The organism is Micromonospora sp. C97 (assembly GCF_018070385.1).
Lineage (GTDB): Bacteria > Actinomycetota > Actinomycetes > Mycobacteriales > Micromonosporaceae > Micromonospora > Micromonospora parva.
The window spans coordinates 75,003-97,899 of record NZ_JAGPXU010000025.1 but is presented as its reverse complement, the minus strand read 5'-3'; the positions used below and the strand labels follow the sequence as shown (position 1 = coordinate 97,899).

At 71.6% G+C, this 22,897-nt stretch carries 18 protein-coding genes; 10 read left to right on the top strand and 8 right to left on the bottom strand.

Annotation, left to right across the window (positions count from 1 at the left end):
- Positions 1-26: 26 nt before the first annotated feature.
- Together msrA and msrB are read right to left on the bottom strand one after the other, a co-directional pair.
- The gene (msrA, locus tag KBX26_RS25585; protein ID WP_051708179.1) at positions 27-488 is read right to left on the bottom strand and encodes a peptide-methionine (S)-S-oxide reductase MsrA; all 462 of its coding nucleotides are present in this window, start codon (positions 486-488) and stop codon (positions 27-29) included.
- Positions 489-529: 41 nt separating this feature from the next.
- Entirely contained in the window at positions 530-1,021 is a 492-nt protein-coding gene (gene msrB / locus KBX26_RS25580; protein ID WP_210857672.1) for a peptide-methionine (R)-S-oxide reductase MsrB, read from the bottom strand.
- A gap of 444 nt (positions 1,022-1,465) precedes the next feature.
- On the opposite strand from msrB, the gene KBX26_RS25575 reads away from it, so the two are divergent.
- Positions 1,466-2,383, top strand: a complete 918-nt coding sequence (locus KBX26_RS25575; protein ID WP_210866593.1) for an NADP-dependent oxidoreductase — start codon at positions 1,466-1,468, stop codon at positions 2,381-2,383.
- 49 nt (positions 2,384-2,432) lie between these two features.
- Here KBX26_RS25575 and KBX26_RS25570 read toward each other — a convergent pair whose 3' ends face one another.
- The 5 genes from KBX26_RS25570 to KBX26_RS25550 all read right to left on the bottom strand — a co-directional run bounded on the left by KBX26_RS25570 (position 2,433) and on the right by KBX26_RS25550 (position 6,068).
- Positions 2,433-2,831 carry a GNAT family N-acetyltransferase gene (locus KBX26_RS25570; protein WP_210866591.1) on the bottom strand — a complete coding sequence of 133 codons (399 nt, stop codon included), beginning with the start codon at positions 2,829-2,831 and terminating at the stop codon, positions 2,433-2,435.
- Between the two features lie 46 nt (positions 2,832-2,877).
- Positions 2,878-3,171 (bottom strand): DUF6510 family protein, encoded by a 294-nt coding sequence (locus KBX26_RS25565; RefSeq protein ID WP_051708151.1) that lies wholly within the window; start codon positions 3,169-3,171, stop codon positions 2,878-2,880.
- Positions 3,172-3,173: 2 nt separating this feature from the next.
- Positions 3,174-3,914 (bottom strand): ferredoxin reductase, encoded by a 741-nt coding sequence (locus KBX26_RS25560; RefSeq protein WP_307857903.1) that lies wholly within the window; start codon positions 3,912-3,914, stop codon positions 3,174-3,176.
- On the bottom strand, positions 3,884-4,480 hold the full coding sequence (locus KBX26_RS25555) for a sulfite oxidase-like oxidoreductase (RefSeq protein ID WP_210866590.1): 597 nt from the start codon (positions 4,478-4,480) through the stop codon (positions 3,884-3,886). Before KBX26_RS25555 ends, KBX26_RS25560 begins: the two co-directional genes overlap by 31 nt.
- Positions 4,481-4,763: 283 nt before the next feature.
- Complete coding sequence (locus KBX26_RS25550) at positions 4,764-6,068, bottom strand: hypothetical protein (RefSeq protein WP_210866589.1); 1,305 nt, start codon at positions 6,066-6,068, stop codon at positions 4,764-4,766.
- Positions 6,069-6,810: 742 nt separating this feature from the next.
- Between KBX26_RS25550 and KBX26_RS25545 the strand changes: the two genes are divergently transcribed.
- From KBX26_RS25545 to KBX26_RS25515, 7 genes are all read left to right on the top strand, one after another.
- Positions 6,811-9,690: a LuxR family transcriptional regulator gene (locus KBX26_RS25545; protein ID WP_247681056.1), complete on the top strand. Its 2,880-nt coding sequence runs from the start codon at positions 6,811-6,813 to the stop codon at positions 9,688-9,690.
- A 151-nt stretch (positions 9,691-9,841) separates the two neighbouring features.
- Positions 9,842-10,867, top strand: a complete 1,026-nt coding sequence (locus tag KBX26_RS25540) for a hypothetical protein (RefSeq protein ID WP_210866587.1) — start codon at positions 9,842-9,844, stop codon at positions 10,865-10,867.
- A gap of 146 nt (positions 10,868-11,013) precedes the next feature.
- Positions 11,014-13,284: a TOMM precursor leader peptide-binding protein gene (locus KBX26_RS25535; protein ID WP_210866586.1), complete on the top strand. Its 2,271-nt coding sequence runs from the start codon at positions 11,014-11,016 to the stop codon at positions 13,282-13,284.
- An 81-nt stretch (positions 13,285-13,365) separates the two neighbouring features.
- Positions 13,366-14,829, top strand: coding sequence for a SagB family peptide dehydrogenase (locus tag KBX26_RS25530; protein ID WP_051708149.1), 1,464 nt, complete (start codon positions 13,366-13,368; stop codon positions 14,827-14,829).
- Complete coding sequence (locus KBX26_RS25525) at positions 14,826-15,635, top strand: HlyD family efflux transporter periplasmic adaptor subunit (RefSeq protein ID WP_030328351.1); 810 nt, start codon at positions 14,826-14,828, stop codon at positions 15,633-15,635. The genes KBX26_RS25530 and KBX26_RS25525 overlap by 4 nt, the downstream gene beginning before the upstream one ends.
- Positions 15,632-17,815 carry an NHLP family bacteriocin export ABC transporter peptidase/permease/ATPase subunit gene (locus KBX26_RS25520; RefSeq protein WP_210862668.1) on the top strand — a complete coding sequence of 728 codons (2,184 nt, stop codon included), beginning with the start codon at positions 15,632-15,634 and terminating at the stop codon, positions 17,813-17,815. Before KBX26_RS25525 ends, KBX26_RS25520 begins: the two co-directional genes overlap by 4 nt.
- Before the next feature lie 24 nt (positions 17,816-17,839).
- Positions 17,840-20,881, top strand: a complete 3,042-nt coding sequence (locus tag KBX26_RS25515; RefSeq protein ID WP_210866585.1) for an ATP-binding cassette domain-containing protein — start codon at positions 17,840-17,842, stop codon at positions 20,879-20,881.
- Between the two features lie 8 nt (positions 20,882-20,889).
- Here the strand turns inward: KBX26_RS25515 and KBX26_RS25510 are convergent, their stop codons facing one another.
- Positions 20,890-21,669: a MerR family transcriptional regulator gene (locus KBX26_RS25510; RefSeq protein WP_210866584.1), complete on the bottom strand. Its 780-nt coding sequence runs from the start codon at positions 21,667-21,669 to the stop codon at positions 20,890-20,892.
- 323 nt (positions 21,670-21,992) lie between these two features.
- Here KBX26_RS25510 and KBX26_RS25505 point away from each other — a divergent pair, with 323 nt between their 5' ends.
- On the top strand, positions 21,993-22,355 hold the full coding sequence (locus tag KBX26_RS25505; RefSeq protein ID WP_156057267.1) for a hypothetical protein: 363 nt from the start codon (positions 21,993-21,995) through the stop codon (positions 22,353-22,355).
- Between the two features lie 147 nt (positions 22,356-22,502).
- Positions 22,503-22,877 (top strand): class IIb bacteriocin, lactobin A/cerein 7B family, encoded by a 375-nt coding sequence (locus tag KBX26_RS25500; protein WP_030328340.1) that lies wholly within the window; start codon positions 22,503-22,505, stop codon positions 22,875-22,877.
- The last annotated feature ends 20 nt before the right edge of the window (positions 22,878-22,897 follow it).

The window sequence follows — 22,897 nt, the reverse complement described above, 5'->3', positions numbered from 1 at the left end:
CCCGTGCGGCCCGCGCGCCAGGGGTGTCAGGCAGTCGCCCGCTTCGGCAGCTTCCATCCCGGGCGGGGGAAGTGGCAGGTGTATCCGTTGGGGTACGTCTGCAGGTAGTTCTGGTGCTCCGGCTCGGCCTCCCAGAAGTCTCCTGCCGCGGTGACCTCGGTGACGACCTTGCCGGGCCACAGGCCCGAGGCGTCGACATCGGCGATCGTGTCCTCGGCGACCCGCTTCTGCTCGTCGCTGGTGTAGAAGATCGCCGAGCGGTAACTGAGGCCGATGTCGTTACCCTGGCGGTTCTTCGTCGACGGGTCGTGGATCTGGAAGAAGAACTCGAGCAGCGCGCGGAAGTCGGTCTTGTCGGTGTCGTAGACGACCTCGATGGACTCCGCGTGGGTGCCGTGGTTGCGGTAGGTGGCGTTCGGGACGTCGCCGCCGCTGTACCCGACGCGCGTCGACACGACGCCGGGCTGGCGGCGGAACAACTCCTCCATGCCCCAGAAGCAGCCGCCGGCGAGGATTGCCTTCTCGGTGTTCACATCGTCTCCTTGGCTGATGTCGTGCCCGTGTTGGTGTCACTCGTGAACAGGGTGCGGTATTCGCCGTACCCAGCGTTTTCCAGGTCGTCGCGGTGGATGAACCGCAGCGACGCCGAGTTGATGCAGTAACGCAGTCCGCCCTCCTCGGGGGGACCGTCATTGAAGACGTGGCCGAGGTGGCTGTTTCCGTGCAACGAGCGGGCCTCGGTCCGGATCATTCCGTGGCTCGAGTCTTGGCGCTCCACGACGTTCGTCCTGGCGATCGGCCTGGTGAAGCTCGGCCAGCCGGAGTTGCTGTCGTACTTGTCGACGGACGCGAACAGCGGCTCGCCGGACACGACGTCGACGTAGATGCCGGGCTCATGGTTGTCCCAGTAGGCGTTGGCGAACGGTCGCTCGGTGCCGTCCTGCTGGGTTACCCGGTACTGCTCCGGGTTGAGCCGCGAAACGGCCTCCGGGTTCCTGTGGTACTGGGTCTGCTGGTGCACAGCTCTCCCTTCGTGGCCTCAGCTGCGGAGCCAGGCGGAGCGCACCTGGACTCGCAGGTACAGACAATCTCCGGGCCGGCCGTATTCCCGCAGCCGTCGTCACACCTGGACGCCAAAGTCCAAGCAGAAGTCCATCCTCGCCCGAAGAGGTCTCGCTATAACGGTCCTGAACTGCAATTACTGCGGCTGCGGCGATGACTGGACGGTCGCATACTGGACTTGACAGACCACTTTTGCCATGGCTAGGTTCGGGACGGCCGACGAGCTGGCCGACTCGCCCGTCGGCATCGAGGTCGACAGGCGTTCCCGCCGACACCCCACCGCACTCCGGTCGCTACCGGTCGGCGTGGTGTGGCACGGCGCCGAGGCGTGGCGCCGCCGGTGTTGGGAACGAACAGTGCTTCTCGTGGCAGTGCGGCGAGGGCGGAATCCAGGAGGTATCTGATGAAGGCGATCGTGGTGACCGACGAGGCCGCCGGAACGGCCGGAATGACGTTGGTGGACCGGCCTGCGCCGGAACCTGCCATCAACGACGTCGTTGTCCAGGTTCACGCGTCGGGATTTGTGCCGACCGAGCTGACGTGGCCCTCGACCTGGACCGATCGCCTCGGTCGGGACCGGACGCCGTCGGTACCCGGGCACGAACTGGCCGGAGTGGTCAGCGCACTCGGGTACGGCACGACGGGGCTGTCAGTGGGGCAGCGGGTCTTCGGCCTCACTGACTGGAGCCGAGACGGCACCCTGGCGGAGTACGTGGCGGTCGAGGCGCGCAACCTCGCACCGCTGCCCGGCGACGTCGACTTCACGGTGGGCGCGAGCCTGCCGATCTCTGGCCTGACCGCTTGGCAGGGACTCTTCGAGCACGGCCGCCTCCGGGCGGGGCAGAGCGTCCTCGTGCACGGCGCGGCCGGCGCTGTCGGTTCGATGGTGACGCAGCTCGCCCATGAGTTCGGCGCCTACGTCATCGGTACCGGGCGCGCCGCCGACCGGCAGCGGGCGCTCGACTTCGGCGCGCAGGAGTTCGTCGACCTCGAGAACGACGTCCTGGAAGACGTCGGTGGAATCGATCTGGTTTTCGACGTCATCGGCGGTGACATCGGAAAGCGGTCGGCAGGCCTGATTCGCGCCGGCGGAAGCCTGGTGTCCGTCGTCGGGCCGCCCGAGGTGCGACCCGCGGACGCCCTGACGATCGACTTCGTCGTGACGTCTGATCGCGCCCAACTGGGTGAAATCGTCCAGCGGGTACGGGACGGGCGACTGCTGACGAACATCGGCAAGGTCGCGGACCTCGACGACGCCGTCGCCGCCCTCAACCCGACCGAACGGGCCACCGGCAAGACGATCATCCGCGTTCGCTCGTAAGGACTCGGGGGAGAGCGGTCGGGGCGCGTTCAGGCGTGCCGACGGGTGCTCAGTGCCCTCGCTGGCCGGGGTGTGACCGGAATGTCGGGTCCAGCACGTCGGCGTACTCGGGATGAGCATCAACGAACGCTGCCGCGAACGGACACGTCACGGCAGCGGTCTTTCCCTGCCCGCGCAGCTCGTCGAGGACGCCGCCGAGAAGCCTGCTCGCCACTCCCTTCCCCCGGAACTCGGGGAACACGGATGTCGCCGACAGGATGACGCGGTCCCCGGCCGTGCTGTAGACGAGCCCTGCCGCTGTCCGGCCCCCCACCGTGGCCTCGTAGATGCCGTCCGCGCTGTTGTTGGTGATGACGAAGTCCTCCGCGTCAACCGGGCCGGCGGGCGGCAGGGTCGAGTCCTGCTCGGCGCTGGTCAACGCGATCATGTCTTCGGCGTTGTTCGCCACACTGTCTCCTGAATCCCGCTTCATCGCGATTGTTCGAATCTCGTGCTCAGACCCGCGGCAGCGGGAGGCTGACCACGAGCGATCCACGCAGGTCTACCAGGGCCCGCGCGGTAGTGCGTACCAGGCGCATGACGACGTCCCCGCAGCCGGGGCAGCGGGCCACCAGGCCGGGCGCCCGGTCGAAGACGCGCATCGCGGCCAGCGGACGGGTCATCCGGCAGCCGGCGCAGGTGAGGTCGGCAACGGTGAGGTCGGCCCCCATGATCTCGCCGAGCGGGCCGGCGAGGGCGTTACCGTCCACCCAGTGTGGGTCGTCTGCTCCGACGGTGGTGGTCGACATGATCATCCTTTGGTGGGTCCGAAGCGTTCGGTGCGGATGGTCGCCGGGTTGTGGCCGATGGTGACGAGAAGGTCGGCCACGGTCTCGACGAATCCGGTGGGCCCGCAGACGAACGCGACGGCGTCGGCGTCGTGGGGCCACGCGACGCGGGCCAGGGTGTCCGCGTCCAGTCGTCGAGGTGGGGCCGGCCAGCCGGCGGGCGCCACCCGGGTGTAGACGTGGGTGACGGCGACAAGACCGCCTCCTGCGGCTTCTGCACTCGCGAGATCAGCCGTGAACAGCGCGTCCGACGGGGACCGGGTCGAGTAGAGCAGCCTGGTCGGAGCCGTCGCCGCCCGCACCATCGACATCAGCGGCGCCACGCCGGATCCGCCGCCGATCAACAACGCCGGGCGCGGATCGGTGGGTCGGCGCACGAACCAGCCGCCGAGCGGCCCACGGATCTCAAGCTGGTCACCCGGTTCCGCGGCATCGACGAGGTACGGCGAGACCTCACCGTCGGCCACCGTCTGAACTGTCACCTCAAACCGGTCGGCCAGCGGGGCGGATGAGATCGAGTAGCTGCGCTGCGCCGTGTAACCGTCGGGAGCCGTCAACCGGACGTCGACGTGCTGGCCCGGCACGTGACCCACCCAGCCGTCGACGTCGAGGACCACCGTCCGCGCCGTCGCGGTCTCCGCCCTGGTGCCCGCGACGGTCGCCGGCCGCCAGGTCAGTCCGCCAGGTAGCGTTGCTCGCGCCACGGGTCACCGTAGTTGTGGTAGCCGGCCGTCTCCCAGAACCCAGGCTCATCGTCGTGACGTAGTTCCAGGGCGCGCAGCCACTTCGCGCTCTTCCAGAAGTACAGGTGCGGAACGAGGAGGCGGGCCGGACCGCCGTGCACCGCAGTCAGCGGCTCGCCGTCGAACTCGTACGCCACCCAGGCCTGGCCGTCGAGAAGGTCCTCAAGCGGAATGTTCGTGGTGTAGCCGCCGTAGGAGTGGGCGACGACGTACTCGGCCGAGGATTCGACATCGGCCAGCAACGTGTCCACCGAGACGCCCCGCCAGCGCGTGCCGAGCTTCGACCAGTGCGTGACGCAGTGGATGTCGACGGTTGTCTCGTCGGCAGGAAGGGCGGTGAACTCCGCCCATGACCACGTGCTCCGCTCGCCGATCTCGGTGATGACGGCGAGCTCCCACGTGTCGAGCCCGATGCGGGGCGTGGGCCCCGCCGACAGCACCGGAAAGTCGTCAGTGCGGTACTGGCCGGGCGGAAGATCGGTGTCGTCGCGTCGGCGGCCACCGAAACCGCGTGAAATCACTGCCATGCGCCCCTCCCAGAGCAGCGGCCGCATGATCGCGACATCAGTAATTGGACCATCTCGTCCATGGTAAGCCGATGTGCTGGCTGGCGGCAAACGTTGCTCACCGTCGGCGAGTGCGCCCAGCAGCGATTGCCGTCCGACACGGCGGCGCAGGTGGTCCGACGGGCCTCGCCGCACTGGCGACTTGATGGACCAGACCGTCCATGTGCTCGCGGCCGGTCGGCAGAAGAAGTCAAGCGGCGGCGGGGGTGCGCGGAATGCTCGCACCAGGGACGACGCCGGCCGATCAGGATTCCTCTCTGCTGCCCAACTGGCGCTGCGCCCGCTCGGCGATCTCGCCGGAGGCCCTGCCCATCATCGACCTGGCCCGGCCGAAGGCCGCCACACCGAACCGGCTGGCGACGCCCACACCCTCCGCCCCGGTCTCCAGAACCTTCTCTCCCATCCCGGTTCCGGTGTCGAGGACCTTGTCGCGTACCTCGGTCCCCGTTTCGAGGACCTTGTCACGCACTTCCACGGCGGCGTCCAGCCACCGCCTGGCATCCCACGACCGTCGGTCGCGTTCGAGGCCGAGCCGCCCGTGAAAGTCGACGACGGTGGTCGCCACGTGGTTGGTCGAGTGCACCACGGCACGGGATGTGCTCGGGTTCAGCAGCACCTTCGCGTTGGCGGTGCCGGCGGCAGCGTCCATCCGGGACAACAGGCGCGAGGTGCTGCGCGAGATGAGGTCGAGGCGGTTGCGGCGGGCGGCCCGGATGGCGACGCGATGCTCCTCCAGCTCTCCCGGGGACGTGTCCAGCACTCGGTCGAGTTCGAGCACGGCGACCGCGTCCTGGAGTTGGAAGCAGCGGGCCAAAACGGCGAGCCACTCCTGAACCTTGCTCTCGGCCTCCTTGGCCGTCTTGGCCAGGTCGCCAACCTTGGTCTGGGTCTCCAGCTTCTCGGCGATGGCGTCGAGCTGCCGCAACGCGTACACCTGGGTCCGGGCCAGCGGCACCGGCGTGGCCTGCACCTTCGACCAGGTGACCTCGGAGACCCGGCCCACCTGCTCGCGGATGGTCAGGGCTTCGTCGATGACGAACTCCACCCCGATCATGTCCGCCACCACGGCGTCGGTCTGCGCGCGCAGCACGGCGTCGACCTTCGCGTCGATCACGGCGAGATAGTCGGTGATCTCCTCCATGGTCTGTTGCATCGCGAGCTGCGCCATGAGTCCGGCGGCGCCGGTCAGGATCGCCGGGTTGGTCAGCATCGCGCTGGGGGTCCGAACCACTTCGAGCAGACCGGTGATCTTGCCGTGGTCGGTCAGTACGGCCCGGCTGACACCGCTCTCCGAGCCCGTCATGAGGTTGTACTTCTTCATCGCCTCGGCGGACTCCGCGGTCAACCGGACCCAGCGGCCGGAATGGTCGGCGATCTCGGCGCCGCCCTTGGCGATGGTGGATCCGGTACGGAGGGTGGAGCTGAGTCGCTGCAGCCCGAGGTCTTTCGACGGCAGTCGCTCCGCGGTGAGGAAACGATCGACAGCCGCCGGATGCCCGATGACCGCCAGGCCATCGCCGTCGCTGATCAGTTGGATGGCGTTGTCCACCGTCGGCTCCTTGAGGCGTGGCACGGATTGGCCTCACGCTACCGCCGGCGTCGTCGGCCTCACCATGGTCCGCTCGTCTCGATGATCTCGGGATCGGAGGATGTCGTACCGCCGCCCGTCCGGTGGCCAGTTCGTTCAGCGGCGGTGAAGGTGGCGCAGTGAAGAGGTGCGCGGTGCGTTTTTCGTGGGCGGGATCGCCTGCGACTTTCCCTCCGTTCGTGCCGCGTCTGCATGTTGCGGATCGCATGTTGAACGCCGACGACCGCCGGTCAATTCTGGGCGCGGCATTGCGGCCATTTGTCCGCAGTGGGAACCCGCGCCGATGGTTCACCAAGTGGGACGGGCGTCAGGGTGAAGGCGAAGGCAGGAATATGACCGCTTAGGGTGATTCACCATAGCCGGCCATGATCGTGGTGATATCAGATTAGACGTGGCCGTACGCGGGATTGACCAGGTGCCCGGGTGGTCACAGCGCAGTCCGGCAGCCGTCGCGGGTCGTTGACGGTCGTAGCCCGAGACCGGCAGGTCGCGGGCGATGTAGGGGTTTCCGGGATATTGTTCCGCGCTTCTGGCCACCGGTCCTTTTCTGCGGCTTGTGAGGTGATGTCGGAAAGAACCTGCACCGCGACGCCAACTGTTGGAATGGGAGTGGCTGGCATCGGTATGTTTCGACATTCGGCGGTGCTTCGGTATAGTGCGATCAATTCCCCTTGAGTGTGCCGGAAGGCGTCTGGTCTGCGTGATGACACCTGGGCTGGAAAGCGCATCATTGAGCCCGCGCTTCGTTGGGCGGCGACCACAGTTGGCGCGTATCGGGAGAGCCCAGGCGACTGTGCTGAGCCGACGGTGGCAAATGGTGTGCGAGGTGGTCGGAGAGCCGGGCATCGGCAAGACCCGGTTCGTCCACGAGGCTCTGCAGCGGTGCGGGCCCACCATCCCCTGGGCCGTCGGGACCTGTTCGCCGGACGAACGAGGAGTTCCGTTCCACGTGTTCCGACACGCCTTCACCGAGGGGCAGTCACTTCGCCACGAGGTGCGTGCCGGGCAGCCCACCGAGGCGACCTGGGCGGAGTCGGTCGCGGCGGTGCCGGCCGCGCCGGCGCGGGCGTCGGACGCCCGGCGGTTCCGGACGTACCAGCTGGCCCGCCGGCTGATCGGTCTGGCCGCCCGGGACGGTCTCGTGCTGGTCCTCGACGACCTGCACTGGGCGGATGCCTCCTCCACCGGTCTGATCGCCCACCTGCTGCGATACCCGGTGCCCGCCCCGCTGCTGCTCGTCCTGGTCTACCGACCGCGGCAGATGGCGACGCCGATGCCTTTCGGGCCACCGGTTCCCGCCGAGCACGCCGACGCGGAACCGACGTCACACGATCGGATCGAACTGCACCCGCTCAGCGTCGCCGAGGTCGGGCTCCTGCACCCCCACGTCGACCAGGTGGAGCTGCGCGCCCGGTACGACCTGAGCGGTGGCAACCCCGGTTACCTCGCGGTGCTGCCCAGCGGCCCCACCTCGACCAGCGCGGACCCGATCCGGGAAGCACAGGGCGCCCGGCTGGCCGACGCGGCGGTGGCCGTGCTGCGCCGCGAGTGGGTGGACCTGCCCCCCGTCGAGCTGACCTGCCTGCGGGCCGGGGCGATCGTCGACGCGCCCTTCACCACGGACCTGCTCGCCGAGGTCGCGCAGGTCCCGCCGCCAGTGGCGGTCGAGGCCAGCTGGCGGTTGGCCCGGCTGGACCTGATCCGCCGCGTACCCGGAACGGGACGGTTCGCCTTCCGACACCCGGTGCTGCGGATGGCGGTCGCTCAGGACACCGACCCGGCGTGGCAGGTGAAGGCGTGTGTGCGCGCGCTCACCGCGCTCGTCGAACTGGGCGCGCCACCAACGGACCGGGCCCGCTACGCGGAACGCCTGCTCTCCCTGCCGAACGGTGGCTGGGTCGACCGCTGCGTCACCGTGCTCTGCCGGGCCGCGCAGGAGGTCCGGCGCGAGACGCCGGACCTGGCCATCCGCTGGCTGCGGCTGGCGCTGTGTGCGTTACGGCCGACGGCCGGGCTCACCCAACGTCGTCAGGACGTGTCGCTCGCGCTGGCCCAGATCACCGGGGAGGCGGGCGATCTGGCCGAGAGCAGGGCCCTGCTCCAGGAGATCGTGCCGCTGTTCCCCGTCGACGCGGACGGGCGGCGGGCGCGGGCGGTGGCTCTCTGGGCGCGGGTGGAACGTCTGCTCGGCAACTATGCGGAGGCGGCGGCCATCAGTCGGCGGGAACTGGCCGCCCTGCCAGCCGGTGCCGGACCCGCCGGCGGTTACCGACTCGCCACCGAGATCGGCGTCGCCGGCATCCTGGCCGGGCACCCCGTGACCGGGCTGCCCGACATGCTCAGTGGAGACCTCGGCGGTTCCGGAGCGGACCGGGCCAGCCTGCTGGCCGTCAGCAGTCTGGCCGCCGCCCACGACGGCGCGCTCGACGACGCCCGGGGCCTGCTCGATGCCGGTGCCCGGATCGTCGACGCGCTGCCGGACCGGGACATGCGCGACCACCCCGACTGCTTCACCGCGCTCGGTCTGAGCGAGCTGTACCTCGAACGGCAGGCCGATGCCGCACGACACCTCGACCGCGGGCTGACGCTCGTCCGCGCCTCGCACCGCGACGACGGGCTGTGCCAGCTGCTGCTCGGACGTAGCCAGGTGGCCTACCACGGCGGGCAGCTGACCACCGCCATCGCACTGGCCACCGAGGCCGGCATCGTTGCCCGGCGCATCGGCAGTCACCACCTGCTGAGCTTCGCCCTGGCGTTCGAGGCCGAGGCGACGGCGTGGCGGGGTGGGCTTCGGGACGACGACCGGGCGGTGGCGCTGGCCCGAAGCGCCGTCGGCATCGCCACCGACCTCAGCACCTGGTGTGGTCGTACCGCCGCGACGGCGTTGGCGACCGCGGCGCTGCTGTCGGGTGATCCGGCGACCTGTGCCGAGCTGGTGCTCTCGGCCGGCGGCGACAGCCGACTCAGCCGGCTCCAGACGTCCCTGCGGCCCCGGTGGTACGAACTGCTGTGCGCCGCCGCGCTCGCCGCCGGCGAGATGGCCGACGCCGAGCGGCAGGCGCGGCTGGCAATGGCCGAGGCGGACCAGGTGGGTCTGCGTGGGCAGCGGGGCTTCGCCGAGTCGGCGTACGGCGAGGTGCTGCTCGCCCGCGGCGAGTTCCGGGCGGCGTTGCCGCACCTGCAGACCGCTGCCGACCTGTTCCGTACCGGCGGCATGGTGCTGCGGCGCAGCCTTGCGCTGGCCTCCCTGGCCCGGGCGGCGGAAGCCGCCGACCAGACCGGCCTGGCGGCGCGGGCCCGCCGCCGGGCGTTGGAACTGGCCGGGTGGTGCGCAACGGAACGGGTCGGCCTGCGACTGGCCCGTCCGGTCGGTCCGCGCGAGGTCGCCGCCCTGACCGACCGGGAGTGGCACATCGCCCGGCTGGCGGCGACCGGGGCCACCAGCCGACTGATCGGTCGGCAGCTGAACATCAGCCCCCGCACGGTGGAGGCGCACCTGACCCGCATCTACCGCAAGGCGGGCGTCGCCTCCCGATCGGCTCTGGTCGCCTGGGTCGCTCGGCTCGATGACACCGATCGGTGACCACGACCCGGGCCGGATGACGTCGTTTCGTGCAACGTCGACAGGCCGGGCAGCACGAGGCAGCGCCGCCGCCGTCGTAGCCCGACAGCCGCTCACATACTCGACTGCATCCGGTGCGATTCCCGTGCGCCGGTGGTGGATGGAGGACGAGATGCTGCGCAGAAGGTCCGTCAGGAACCCGCGTACCCTCGCCGCGCCGGTGCCGGCGATCCCGTTCGCCGCCGCCACGGTGGCGCTGCTGGTGCTGACCGGCTGTGGTGGCGAGCCGGTGGACGCGGCCACCCCGGCGCCCCACGGCTCGGCCGCGTTCGGTCGGGACCGGGCCGCGCTGGTGCTCACCGCCTTCGACCAGGCAGACTCGGCCGCCTCGGTGGCCGGTGACGTCGAGGCGCTGCGGACCCAGGAGGTGTCGCCCTCGCTGGACCTCAGCATCGCCGCGGTGCGGCGGGCCGAGTACAACCAGCGTCCGCAACCGTCCTTTCAGCACATCAACCCGGCCTTCGCGGTGCCACCCGGCGAACCGTCCTGTTTCCTCGCCACCGCCACGCTGCGGCTGACCGGATCGGAGCTGGCTCCCACCGATGTGAGCCAGTTCGTGCGCGGTGCCGATGGCCAGTGGAAGCTCAGCCACAACGTTCAGGTCACCCAACCCTCGCTGGTGGTGGCCCGCAGCCTTGACGGCCGACCGGCCACCGCGGGCGGCGCCGCCCTGGACGAGACCAGTCGCCGGGCCCTCGCCGCCGAGGTGTTCGCCCGCAGCATCGGGTCCACGACGGGCAACCGTTCCCTCGTCGCGTCGAGTCCGCTGCTCGACGGCCAGTTCGCCGGCGGTTGGGAGGTGTACGGGCAGCAGCTCGCCGGTGTCGGCGGGGCGGTGCGACGGACGATGGACCGGGCCGAGTGGTCCGACTGCGCGGTCGCCGTGCCGACCGGCACGCTCACCTTTCTGACGATCCACGCCACCGACACGCTGCGTCCGGCGCCGGGCGGCCCGGCGACCGTCCGACTGGAGCCGCAGAGCCCGGACCTGATCGCCACCGGTCATCGCACGGCGGTCAGCGGAAAGTCGATCCGGGTCTCCCGGGTGGAGACCTTCGCGCTGCTCGTGCCGGCGCAGACCGTCGGCACCTCGGTGCTGGGGCTCAACGACACCGCGTTGACAGTCACCGCCGGCTGACCCCGCCGCCCCGCTGCCACGGCACCGGCGACGGCAGAAACCGGTGGCATCGCTCGGATCGGGGCGCGCCGGACCGCGACGATGGCAGCAGCCGTGATCAGAGCGGGCCCCGCTCGGTCCGGTCACCAGGCCCGGGAGGAACCCAGATGTGGCGTCCGCGCTTCCGAACGGACTACGTGCCGGTGCGGCTGCCCGACGGCCCGCTGGTGGTGCTGGGGGAGACCCGCAGCCTGCTCATCGACGACCCGGTCGCCGCGGACCTGGCGGACCAGCTCGACGGTGCCGCGCCGCTGGCCGACGTGGTGGCCCGGTTGGCCACCCGGCACCCGGTCGCCGCCGTCGCCGCGGCCCTCGCCCGGCTGCGCGACCACGGCCTGCTGGTGTCCGGTCCGACGCACACCACGCCGGCCGAGGCCGCAGGCTGGGACGCCCGGGGTGTCCCGCCCGACGCCGCACGACGGTGGATGGCCGGGGGAGCGGTCACCATCGTGGACCTGGGCGCGCCCCGGGTGGCCGAGACCGCCGACGCCCTGCGCGCCCTCGGGCTCGCCCCGACGGTCGTCGGGCCGGACGCGCCGGACCCCGGCGCGGCCACCGACCAGGTGTTGGTGCTGCCGTCGTCGATGCTCGACCCGCGGCTGGCGCTGATCAACGACCGGCACCTCGCCGCCGGTCGCGCGTGGACCCTGGCCCGGCCACACGGCAACGTCGTCTTCCTCGGCCCGCACCTCGTGCCGGGCCGCACCGGCTGCTGGGCCTGCCTGCGGCAACGCTGGCAGGAGAACGAGCAGGTGAACGCCTTCCTCGACGGGCAGGACCTGGCCGGTCCGCTGCCGCAGCCCGGCCGTGCGGTCCTGCCCGGTCTGGCCACCATGGCGGCCGGGCTGCTCGCCGCCGAACTCGCGGTGCTCGCCGTCCGGGGCGCGTCGCCCCGCCTCACCGGCCGGATGGTCGCCCTGGACACCCGGGACCTGAGCACGGAGAGCCACCAACTGGTACGCCAGCCGCAGTGCCCCGCCTGCGGCGACCCGGACCTCGTCCGCAAGGCCGATGCGCGGATCGACCTGCCACCGAGCGGCGCCCAGCCCAGCCGGACCGTCGACTCCCGCACCGGGCAACCCGCCGAGGCGTACGCCGCGCTCGTCCACCACGTCAGCCGGTACCTGGGCGTGGTCAGCCGGCTGACCCCGCTGGAGGCGACCGACAACGGCGTCACCCACACCTACTCGGCCGGGCACAACTTCGCCCAGCCCCGCCAGCTCGCCGCGTTGCGCCGCAACCTGCGCGGGCAGAGCGGCGGCAAGGGCCGGACCGACCTGCAGGCCCGGATGAGCGCGCTCGGGGAGGCGGTGGAGCGCTACTGCGGGGTGTGGCGCGGCGACCGGCCCGTACACCGGGCGACCTACCGGCAGCTCGGCCCGGAACGCGCGGTGCACCTGCGGGAGCTGCTGCTGTTCTCGGAACGCCAGTACGCCGACCGGGAGCGGCTCAACCGCGACCTGGGGCACCTGCACCGTGTTCCCCGCCCGCTGCCCGACGAGGTGGAGCTGGACTGGACCACGGGTTGGTCGCTGACCCGTCAGACACCGCGCGAGCTGCCCGCAGCGCACTGCTGGTACGGGCATCCGGAGCTGACCGGGCTGGGGGTGTGCTCGGCCGACTCGAACGGCTGCGCGGCCGGCGGCAACCTGTCCGACGCGATCCTGCAGGGCTTCTGCGAACTCGTGGAGCGAGACAGCGTGGCCCTGTGGTGGTACCACCGCTCCCGGATGCCCGGGGTGGACCTGACCTCGTTCGCCGACCCGTGGACGGCCGCCTGCGTCGACCATCACGCCACCGCCCTCGGCCGCGAACTGTGGGCCCTCGACCTGACCGCCGACCTGGGCGTACCCACGTTCGCGGCGGTGTCCCGTCGCGTCGACCGGGGGCCGGAGGACGTCCTGGTCGGCTTCGGCGCGCACCTGGACGCGCGGGTCGCGCTGACCCGGGCGCTGACCGAGGTGAACCAGTTCCTGCCCGCCGTCGCCGGCCCCGGGCGCAACCGGTACGGCGTCGACGACCCGGACACCGCGCGCTGGTTCGGCACCGTACGGGTGGCCGAGCAGCAGTGGCTGGCCCCGGATCCCAGCCGGCCGCCGCGCACCGCGGCGGACCACCCGCCGCTGACCACCGGCGACGTCGGGGACGACGTGCGGTGGTGCGTACGCCGGGCCGAGCAGGCCGGCCTGGAGGTGATCGTCGTCGACCAGTCCCGACCGGACGTCGATCTGGCGGTGGTGAAAGTCGTCGTTCCGGGCCTGCGGCACTTCTGGCGTCGACTCGGTCCCGGCCGGCTGTGGGACGTGCCGGCCCACCTTGCCCGGAGCCCACTGGCCGTCGACGAGACGTCGGCCAATCCGCTGAACGTCTTCTTCTAGCCGGTGATCCCGGGCCCACCGGGACCGCGGGAAGGATGTGGGGATGACCACCGTCATGGACCCGGTCGGTCGGCGACCGTCATGAGCGGCTCCGTCGGCGGTCCGCCGATACAGGAGTCGTACCGGCTGCGCCGTGACGCGGAGCTGCGGATCGGTGCGGACGGCGCGCTGACGCTGCGGCAGACCCGTTTCCAGCTCAGCCTGGAGCAACCGGGCATGGGCCGGCGGGCGCTGCTGCTGCGGCTCGCCGCCGACTGGGTCAACGACGTCGAGGTCGGTCGGCTGATCAGCGGCCTGGAGGGGGAGAACCGGGTGTTGCCCGCGCAGCTGCTGCTGCGCCGGTTGCTCGCCCACTCCTGGTTGGAGCGCCGCGTCCAGGTCGACGATCGGCCGCTGCTCGACCTGGTGCCCACCGGCCTGGGCCGGGGCAGTCTGCCGGAGACGCGCCCGCACACCCCGGGGGTCCGCTACCGGCTCTCCCGCTTCGCCACCCTCCAGCACGACCGGGACATGCTGGTGGCCGCGTCGGCGCTGAGCACCCTCGTCGTCGGCTGCGCCGACGCCGCCCTCGGCGCGGTGCTGGCCGCCGCCGCGCCGGGCGTCGGACCCGACGTGGTGGCCCGTACGCTCGGCGTGCCGCCGGATGTCGCCGGCCGGGTGCTCGACGAGTTGACCACCGCCCGGGTCCTGGTCACCGACGCCGAGTTCGAGGCGGAATGCGACGAGGCGCCGCTGGCCTACTGGTCGCCGGAGGAGCTGCGGCTGCACCACCGCTCCCGCGCCGGCCGGCACGCGCTGCCGGTGGGCGGCACCTACCGGATGCGGGAGCGCTTCACCCCGCAACCGCTGCGCCGCCCGTACGACGGGAGTCGGGCGGTCGAGCTGCCGCTGCCGGACCTGGCGACGATCGCCAAGGAGGAACCCTCGTTCAGTCAGGTCGTCGCGGACCGGCGCAGCGTGCGCGAACACGACGACGCGGCACCGCTGCCGCTGGAACGGCTGGCGGAGTTCCTGTACCGGTCGCAGCACACCACCGCCGTCGGCGAGGCCGGCGGGCAGGAGGTCGGCCACCGGCCCTACCCGGGTGGTGGGGGCGTCTACGAACTGGAGATCTATCCGCTGGTGGCGCGCTGCGCCGGGCTCGATCCCGGGCTCTACCACTACGACCCGGTGGGGCACCGGCTGGAGCCGGTCGCCGCCTGGGGGACGGCCGCCGACCGGCTGCTGGCGTACGCCCGGGCGTCCGGGGCCCTGCCCCGGCCGCCGCAGACGGTCCTGGTCGTCACCGCCCGCGTGCAGCGGCTCATGTGGAAGTACGAAGGGATGAGCTACGCCATGATTCTCAAGGACGCGGGTGTGCTGACCCAGCAGATGTATCTCGTCGCCACCGCCATGGGGCTGGCGCCGTGCGCCCTCGGCGCCGGGGACTCGCAGGCCTTCGCCGAGCTGTCCGGGCTCGACCCGCTGGTCGAGCCCAGCGTGGCCGACTTCCTGCTCGGCTCGCGTCGCGCCACCGGCCCGGCCGCCGGGGAGGGCCGGCCATGAAGTTCCGGCGGCAGGCGCTGCGCCAGTTGGAGGCGCCCGAGCAACTGGACCGGGCGGTCCGGCTGACCACGGTGCCGAACTGGCTGGCCACCACCGCTCTGGTCATCGTCGTGGTCGCCGCGGGTGTCTGGTCGGTACGCACTGTGGTGCCCCGGACCGTCGAGGCGGCCGGGGTGCTGATCCACTCGAACGGGATCTCCGCGCTCGACGCGCTCGACGCCGGCCAGGTGACCAAGGTGTGGGCGGCACCGCACCAGCGGGTGCCGAAGGGCACGCCTCTCTACAGCCTGCGCACGGCCGACGGCAAGGTACGGGTGGAGACGGCGCCGGGTGACGCGTACGTCGTCGCCTGGCTGGTCTCCGAAGGCGAGATCGTCACCCCCGGGACTCACCTGGCCGACCTGGAACGGCTCGACGCCGCCGGGGACGCGTTGCAGGCCGTCGTCTACGCCCCCGCCGTCGCCGCGCCGCTGCTGCAACCCGGCGTCTCCGTCGAGGTGGCCGCCGCGGCCGCGCCGCGCAACGTGTTCGGCACCCTGGCCGGCCAGGTCACCACTGTCGGTGCCTTCCCGGAGACCGAGGCCTCGCTGCGCGCCTTTCTGGGCACCGGGCCGGACGTCCGGCGACTGCTCGCCCGCGGCAGCGTGGTACGGGTGACGGTGGCCCTGGAACCGGACCCGGCGGCCCCGGGCGGCCTGCGCTGGACCAAGTCCCCACCGCCGTTCCAGCTCAACTCGGCCAGCGAGGTCACCGCCTGGTTCACAGTGGACCGGGAGCACCCGATCGACTGGTTGCTGCGGCGATGAGCGCGCCGACGACAGCCGCCAGCGGCACACCGCAGCTGCCCAGGATCCGGCGTCGCCGGGTCCGCACGCCCGCCCTGATCCAGATGGAGGCGGTGGAGTGCGGTGCCGCCGCGCTGGGAATCCTGCTCGCGCACCACGGTCGGCACGTGCCCCTGGAGGAGCTGCGCCGGGTGTGCGGGGTCAGCCGGGACGGCTCCACCGCGGCCACCGTGCTCAAGGGGGCCCGCCGGTACGGGATGGTGGCCAAGGGTTTCCAGATGGACCTGGCCGGCTTGGCCACCGTGGCGCTGCCGGCGGTGCTGTTCTGGCGGTTCGAGCACTTCGTGGTGCTGGAAGGGCTCGGCCGTAAGGTCCACATCAACGATCCGGCCACCGGCCCCCGCGCGGTGAGCTGGGAGGAGTTCGACGGCGCCTTCACCGGCATCGTGCTCACCATGGAGCCTGGCCCGCAGTTCCAGCCCGGCGGCACCCGCTACCGGCTGGTGCGGGCGCTGGCGCAGCGGTGGCGCGGCCCGGGTTCGGCGATCGCGCAGATGCTGCTGCTGGGCCTGCTGATCGCCGTGGTCGGTCTGACCATCCCGGTGATGGCCAAGGTCTTCGTCGACCGGGTGCTGCTGCAGGAGGATCGGGCCGCCTTCGCCGGCCTGGTGGCGGCGGTGGCGGTGGCCACCGTGCTGACCTTCCTGGCCAGCCTGCTGCAGCAACGCCTGACCGTACGCGCGGAGACGGCGCTCGCCCTCGCCAGCGCCGCCAGGTTCTTCCGACATCTGCTGCGGCTGCCGCCGACCTTCTTCGACCAGCGGCAGGCCGCCGACCTCAGCCAGCGGGTCCGCGGCAACGAGGTGGTCGCCGAGGTGCTCACCCGCCGGACGGCCACCACCGTGGTGGACACCGGCCTGGTGCTGGCGTACGGGGCTCTGCTCTGCCAGTACGACCTGCTGCTCGGACTGTGCGCGGTGGTCCTCGCCGGGCTGAACGTCAGCGTGCTGCGCTACGTCGCCTCGACCCGGTCCACCGCCGTCGTCGGCCTGCAGGCGGACCGCAGCAAGCTGGTCACCACCGTGTACACCACGGTTCAGATGATCGAAACGGTGAAGGCCGGCGGCGAGGAGGAACGGGCGGTGGCCCGGTTCGCCGCGCGCCATGCCACCGTCGCCACCCGTCAGCAACGGCTGGGGGTGCCCACCGCGGTGCTCTCGGTCCTGCCGGCGCTGCTCGCCTCGGCGACCACGGCGGTGCTGTTGGGGTTGGGCAGCCGGCAGGTGGTGGCCGAGTCGATGAGCGTCGGTGTGCTGGTCGGCATGCAGAGCCTGGCGGCGGCGATGAACCGCCCGCTGGGCAATCTGACCGCGCTGGGTTCCCGGTTGCAGGACATGAGCGCCGACCTCAACCGGCTGCGTGACGTGGAGCGCTACCCACTGCCCACGGTCCAGGACCGACCCGCCGGTCCGGTGGCCCCGATGGAGGGGCACCTGCGCATCGACGGGGTCACCTTCGGCTACAACCCGTTGGGCCGTCCACTGCTGGAGAACTTCAGCCTGGACCTGCCGCCGGGCGCCCGGGTGGCGCTCGTCGGGCGGTCGGGCAGCGGCAAGTCGACGGTCGGCAGGCTGGTCGCCGGGCTCTACCGGCCCTGGACCGGGCGGGTCACGGTGGACGGTCTGGAGCGGGCCGCCGCCGACGACGGTCTCTGGGCGGCCACCGTCGCCATGGTGGACCAGGACCAACGCCTGTTCGAGGGGACGGTGCGGGACAACGTCACCATGTGGGACCTCACTGTCGCCGACGACGACGTCGTCACCGCGCTGACCGACGCGTGCCTCTACGACGAGGTTGCGGCCCGCCCAGGTGGTCTCGGCAGCCCGGTGCGGGAGAACGCCCGCAACTTCTCGGGTGGGCAGCGGCAGCGGCTGGAGATCGCCCGAGCGCTCGTGCGCAACCCCCGGGTGCTGGTGCTGGACGAGGCCACCAGCGCGCTGGACGCCGAGACCGAACGCCGGATCGACCTGCACCTGCGTCGGCGCGGGGCCACCTGCCTGATCGTGGCCCACCGCCTGTCCACGGTCCGCGACTGCGACCTGATCGTCGTGCTGGACGGCGGCCGGGAAGTGGAGCGCGGCACCCACGAGCAGCTCGTCGCCCAGGACGGGGCGTACGCGCGCCTCGTCCGCGACCACTGACCACGACGATCCGAGGAGACGCTGATGAGTGGCGCGGTGGAGGATGCCCCGGCCGGTGGCCTGAGCGCTTTCTGCTCGGACGGCGTACGCCAGGTGTGTCGCCTGGACGGCCCGGCGGCGGGCTGGCTGATCACCGGCGGTGAGGCCGACCTCTTCGCGGTACGCCGGGCCGGGATGAGCCCCTCGCGTCGGCACCACGTGGCCCGGCTGCCGGCGGGTGGCCTGGTGCCGACGTCCACCGCGATCGGTGCGTGGCAGTTGATCCTGGTGCCGTTGCCCGGAACGGAGCTGCGCGGGTTGTCCCGACGTCACCTGTCGGTGCTGGAACGGCATGTTCGCCTCGGCCGGGTGGCGGACGAGGGGGCGTCGCTGCGGGCGCGGGTCGCCGCGACGGAGCTGGTGGCGGCGGTGGATCTGGTGCTGGTCGCCGTCGCTGACGCGCTGCGTCGCGGGCAGGCGCCCCGGCAGGCGTCCACCCTCCAGGGACGCGAGATCATTTCGTTGGCGCAGGGGAGTGCTGTCACCTCCACCGGCGGGGCGTGGTGGCTGCGCAGCGCCGGTGGGCAACTGCGACGCAACGACGGTGGTCCGGCGGAGATGTCGGGGGAGCGGGAGCTGCTGCTGGTCGCCGAGCGGGACTGGGTGGTGGCCGAGTCGGCGTGCGCGGTGGAGAGCCACGGCAGCTGGGACCTGCTGGTCAACGGTCAGCTCCGGTCGGCGGTGGACCAGCATGTGGCCCGGTTGCTGCGAATGGTGGAGATCCGGATCGAGGAGGCCGACGCGGCGGTGCTGGGTGCCGTGCATCGGCGTCGGGAGGCCGACGCCGCGGTGCTCGCCGCGGCGGCCCGCCGGTCGATCGGGGTGATCGGCGCCGGCGGTGCGGGCGGTGTGGTTCCGCTTCCCGACGGCGAGGCCGGCTTCGACCGGTACGGACGGGCGGCCTCGGTGCTCCGGGTGGTCACCGAGGGGATGGGCAGCCCGATCAACGAGCCGGCCGACCGCAGCCGTGCGCCGCTGGACGACCGGGCGGCGGTGCACGCGGTGACCCGCGCGTCCAGCCTGTTCCTGCGGGAGGTGCGGCTGCCGGAGCGGTGGTGGCGGCGGGACCTGGGGCCGCTGGTGGGGTGGCGGCCCGGCGACGACCCGCAGCGCGCGGTCGCGGTGCCGCTGGTGTTCCGCCGTGGCCGCTACCACCACGTCGACCCGGACACCAGGGCGTACGGCCCGGTCGACGCGACGGTGGCCGCCACGTTCGCCGCGGAGGCCACCGAGGTGCAGGCGCCGCTGCCGTCGACCGCTCGGATGCGCCACCTGCTTCGGGCCGGGCTGGTCGGTGCGTCCGGCGACGTACGGGGACTGGTGTTCGCCGCCACCTGCGTGGCGGTGCTGGGCCTGGGCGTGCCGCTGGCCACCGGCGAGGTGCTCGGTCAACTGGCCCGGCAGGGCGAGGTGACCGGCCTTGTCGGTTTCCTCGCGCTGATGCTCAGCGCCGCGGTGGTCGCGGGGCTGGTGGGTGTGGTGCAGAACCTGCGTCTGCTGCGGTTGGACGGCCGGATGCAGTCGGGGGCGCAGCTGGCGATCTGGGACCGGCTGATGCGGCTACCGGCCCGGTTCTTCGCCGGTCGCAGCAGCGGCGAGATCGCCAACTCGATGCTGGGGATCTCGTTCGTCGGTGAGGCGTTGAGCGCGTTGCTGCCGCAGCTCGTCACGGCGGCGGCGACAGTCGCGGTGACCCTCGGAATGCTCCTGGTGGTCGAGCCGGTGCTCGGGCTCTGGGCAGCGGGGATCGTCGCCGTCACCATGCTGACCTTCGGCGGGTTCGCCGTGTTGATCGTCCACCAGCAACGGTCCGCGCTGCCGGCCGAGCACCGGGCGGCGGCGATGACCAACCAACTGCTCGGCGGCATCGTCAAGATCAAACTGGCGGCCGCCGAAACCCGTGCCCACGCGCGCTGGTCGGAGGTGGCCGCGACGGCCCGAGCGGCGCTGCAACGGGTCCGGCAGAGTCAGGCGGGCCTGGTCGCCTTCGGCACCGTGCTGCCGGTCGCCGGTCAACTGGTCCTGTTCGCCGTGCTGATGGGGCCGCTCGCCGGCCGGGTCGCGCCGGCCGACTTCTTCATCCTCAACGTCGGCTTCGCGATGCTGCTGGGCGGGCTGCTGGTGCTGGTGTCGGCCGGGGTCGAAGTGATCGCGGCGGTGCCCCGGCTGGGCAGCCTGCGGGAGATCCTGCGCGCTGACCCCGAGGCGCGGCCGGACCGGGTGGACCCGGGCGAGTTGCGCGGCGAGATCGCGCTGCGCCGGCTCACCTTCGCCTACCAGCCGGACGAGCCGCCGGTGCTCGTCGACATCGACCTGCACATCCGCCCGGGTGAGTTCGTCGCCATCGTCGGGCCGAGCGGCTGCGGGAAGTCCACACTGCTGCGGTTACTGCTCGGTTTTGAACGCCAGCAGCAGGGCGCCGTGCTCTACGACGGGCAGGACCTCTCCGAACTCGACGTGCACGCGGTCCGCAGGCAGTGTGGAGTGGTCCTGCAGGACGGTCAGCTCTTCGCCGGTTCGGTACGCGACAACATCTGCGGCGCCGGCAGCTTCGGACTCGACCAGGTCTGGGAGGCGGCGCGAATGGCCGGCCTCGCCGACGACCTGGAGGCGCTGCCGATGGGGATGAGCACGATGGTGCCGTTCGGCGGCGGGACGCTCTCCGTCGGGCAACGTCAGCGGGTGCTGATCGCCCGCGCGCTGGCCCCGCTACCCCGGATCATCTTCCTCGACGAGGCGACGAGCGCCCTCGACAACCGCACCCAGGAGGTGGTCAGCCGCAGCACCGCGGCGCTGGCCGCGACCCGGGTGGTCATCGCCCACCGGTTGTCCACGGTCCGCGCGGCGGACACCATAGTGGTCCTCGAAGCGGGGCGGATCGTCCAGCGGGGCACCTTCGACGAGTTGATGGGCGACAAGGACGGGCTGTTCCACCGGTTGGCGCGGCGGCAACTGCTCACCGAACCGGAACGCTCCCCCGCGGTGCCGGAGAGCCGACAGGCGGACGGTCAGCCCGCGACCGGCTGACGGTCCGGTCAGCCGTTGTCGATGACGGTGCTGTCCTCCAGGCACACGTCCGCGTCGAGGTGGTTCTCCAGCAGTTCGGCGATGTGTGCCTCCGACTGGTTCTCCACCGCCAGTCGGAACGCCTCGGTGAGCACGTTGACCACGCCCTGGGTGAGCAACAGGGTCTCCCGGTCGAGATCGGCCCAGGACGACCGGGCGTCGCTGCGTACCAGCTCCGGAGCGAGGGTCAGCAGCCGGGCGGTGACGGCGGCGACCAGCTCGTCGGCGACCGGTCGGAGGCTGTCCAGCACCTCGCTGAGGGTCTGCAGTGCCGGTACCGTGCCCACCCGTACCCGGTGCAGGTCCAGGGCGGCGCGCAGCGGACGCGGCCGGACGGTGCGGACGGTGCCGTCGGTGGTCCGGCCGATCACGCCGTGCCGGGTCAACGCGTGGGCCAACGCGGGACGGTCGGCGGTCAGCCGTTGCAGCATCGCGGTGAGCCCGTCGGGCGCGTCGTCACTGGCCCGGACCCCGAGCATCGCCTCGATGGACACCAGGTTGAAACCCTGTCGTTGCAGGGCCAGGATCGCGTCCAGCCGGCGGACGTGGGTGTCGTCGTAGAGCGCGGCCCGACCGCGGCGCACCGGCGGGGGCAGCAGCCGCCGGGCCTGGTGGGCTCGGATGTTGCGCGGCGACATCCCCACCTTGCGGGCCAGCTCCTCCACGCTGTACCCGACCGGAGCGCCGGACGTCGTCGTCAGCTCGTCGATGGTCACGGTGGCCTCCGGCAGCACTCGGTGACGGAACACGGCAACCCCGTCGAACCGCTGTCACGCTGGGCGGTCCGCCGCTCGCAGCGTAAGTGCGGGCACCGGGCGGGTGAAAGGCGAGGAATTACTACTTGTCCACAGTGGTGACAATCATTAGGATCACCATCCGCCGCAACTCGCTGATTCCCAATTACCCGGCTTTCGCCGCAGCGCGACCTTTTCGCGGCCACATTCGGTGAAATTCCCGCTCGCTGAGCCGACCGGATCCACCGGTGACCCACGATGAAGCGAAACCGGCGGCCCGGACCCTCCCGCGCTGCCTGTCGCCGCCATCGGCGGCCGACCATCGAAGGGAGCAGGGTGTGACACCTGTCGATCGAGCGGTCTTCGTGGCCGCGTACAGCCGGCTGGTCGCCGACGTCTGGGCCGACCCGGCCAAGGAGCAGGCGCTCGACCGCGACCCGCGCGGCTTCCTCGCCGGCTACGGGCTCCAACTGTCCGAGGACGTGCAGGTCCGGGTCGTCCGGGACATCACCGACGCCGATCCGGACCTGGAGGTGCAGGTCGAGTCCTGGCAACAGGCCGGCAGCACCGGCACGTTCGTGCTCTTCGTGCCGTCGCTGCTGCCGGTGGCTCAGGCGGAATTGGCCGAGGACGAACTGGACAGCGTCGTCGCCGGCCTGGACCCCAGTTGCGCCTGCTGCTGCCCGTGCTGCTGCACCTGACACCGAAGTCTGCCGCCCATTCTCCGCCACGGCAGATTCTGATGGCAGACAGCCGAGAAACATTGATTGTCGAAGCTCGATCTTCGTAGCGTTCTCGCCACGACGATCACACCCCGTCTTGCAGCCACCCGAGGAAAGGACCGAACGATGAGCAACGACGAACAGGAATATGGCGCGAGGTTCGTGACCAAATACTCGGAACTGGTCACCGCAGTGTGGCGCAGCGACGAGGAACTGCAGCGCCTGCTCGCCGACCCGACCGGCTACGCGACCGCGGCCGGCCTGCCGGTCACCCCCGGCGCCCGGGTCGAGGTCGACCGCGCCCAGCCCGCCACCCTCTACACCAAGGACCAGATCGTCGCCGACTGGGCCGGCACGCCCGGCCTGCACATCCTGCACGTGCCCGAGGTGCCGCTGGTCGACCTCAACGAGCTCACCGAGGCCGAGCTGGAGACGGTCGCCGGCGGCGTGGCCCCCATCGCCGACAACAACGTCAACATCATCGCCGTCCTCATCCTCTGAGTTCCCCACCCCCCGCCGGG

Bases quoted from the DNA above. Each gene is read 5' to 3' on its own strand.
- msrA (WP_051708179.1), bottom strand. From the start codon at position 488: ATGGAGGAGTTGTTCCGCCGCCAGCCCGGCGTCGTGTCGACGCGCGTC.
- KBX26_RS25575 (WP_210866593.1), top strand. From the start codon at position 1,466: ATGAAGGCGATCGTGGTGACCGACGAGGCCGCCGGAACGGCCGGAATG.
- KBX26_RS25565 (WP_051708151.1), bottom strand. From the start codon at position 3,171: ATGTCGACCACCACCGTCGGAGCAGACGACCCACACTGGGTGGACGGT.
- KBX26_RS25555 (WP_210866590.1), bottom strand. From the start codon at position 4,480: ATGGCAGTGATTTCACGCGGTTTCGGTGGCCGCCGACGCGACGACACC.
- KBX26_RS25545 (WP_247681056.1), top strand. From the start codon at position 6,811: ATGACACCTGGGCTGGAAAGCGCATCATTGAGCCCGCGCTTCGTTGGG.
- KBX26_RS25540 (WP_210866587.1), top strand. From the start codon at position 9,842: ATGCTGCGCAGAAGGTCCGTCAGGAACCCGCGTACCCTCGCCGCGCCG.
- KBX26_RS25535 (WP_210866586.1), top strand. From the start codon at position 11,014: ATGTGGCGTCCGCGCTTCCGAACGGACTACGTGCCGGTGCGGCTGCCC.
- KBX26_RS25530 (WP_051708149.1), top strand. From the start codon at position 13,366: ATGAGCGGCTCCGTCGGCGGTCCGCCGATACAGGAGTCGTACCGGCTG.
- KBX26_RS25525 (WP_030328351.1), top strand. From the start codon at position 14,826: ATGAAGTTCCGGCGGCAGGCGCTGCGCCAGTTGGAGGCGCCCGAGCAA.
- KBX26_RS25520 (WP_210862668.1), top strand. From the start codon at position 15,632: ATGAGCGCGCCGACGACAGCCGCCAGCGGCACACCGCAGCTGCCCAGG.
- KBX26_RS25515 (WP_210866585.1), top strand. From the start codon at position 17,840: ATGAGTGGCGCGGTGGAGGATGCCCCGGCCGGTGGCCTGAGCGCTTTC.
- KBX26_RS25500 (WP_030328340.1), top strand. From the start codon at position 22,503: ATGAGCAACGACGAACAGGAATATGGCGCGAGGTTCGTGACCAAATAC.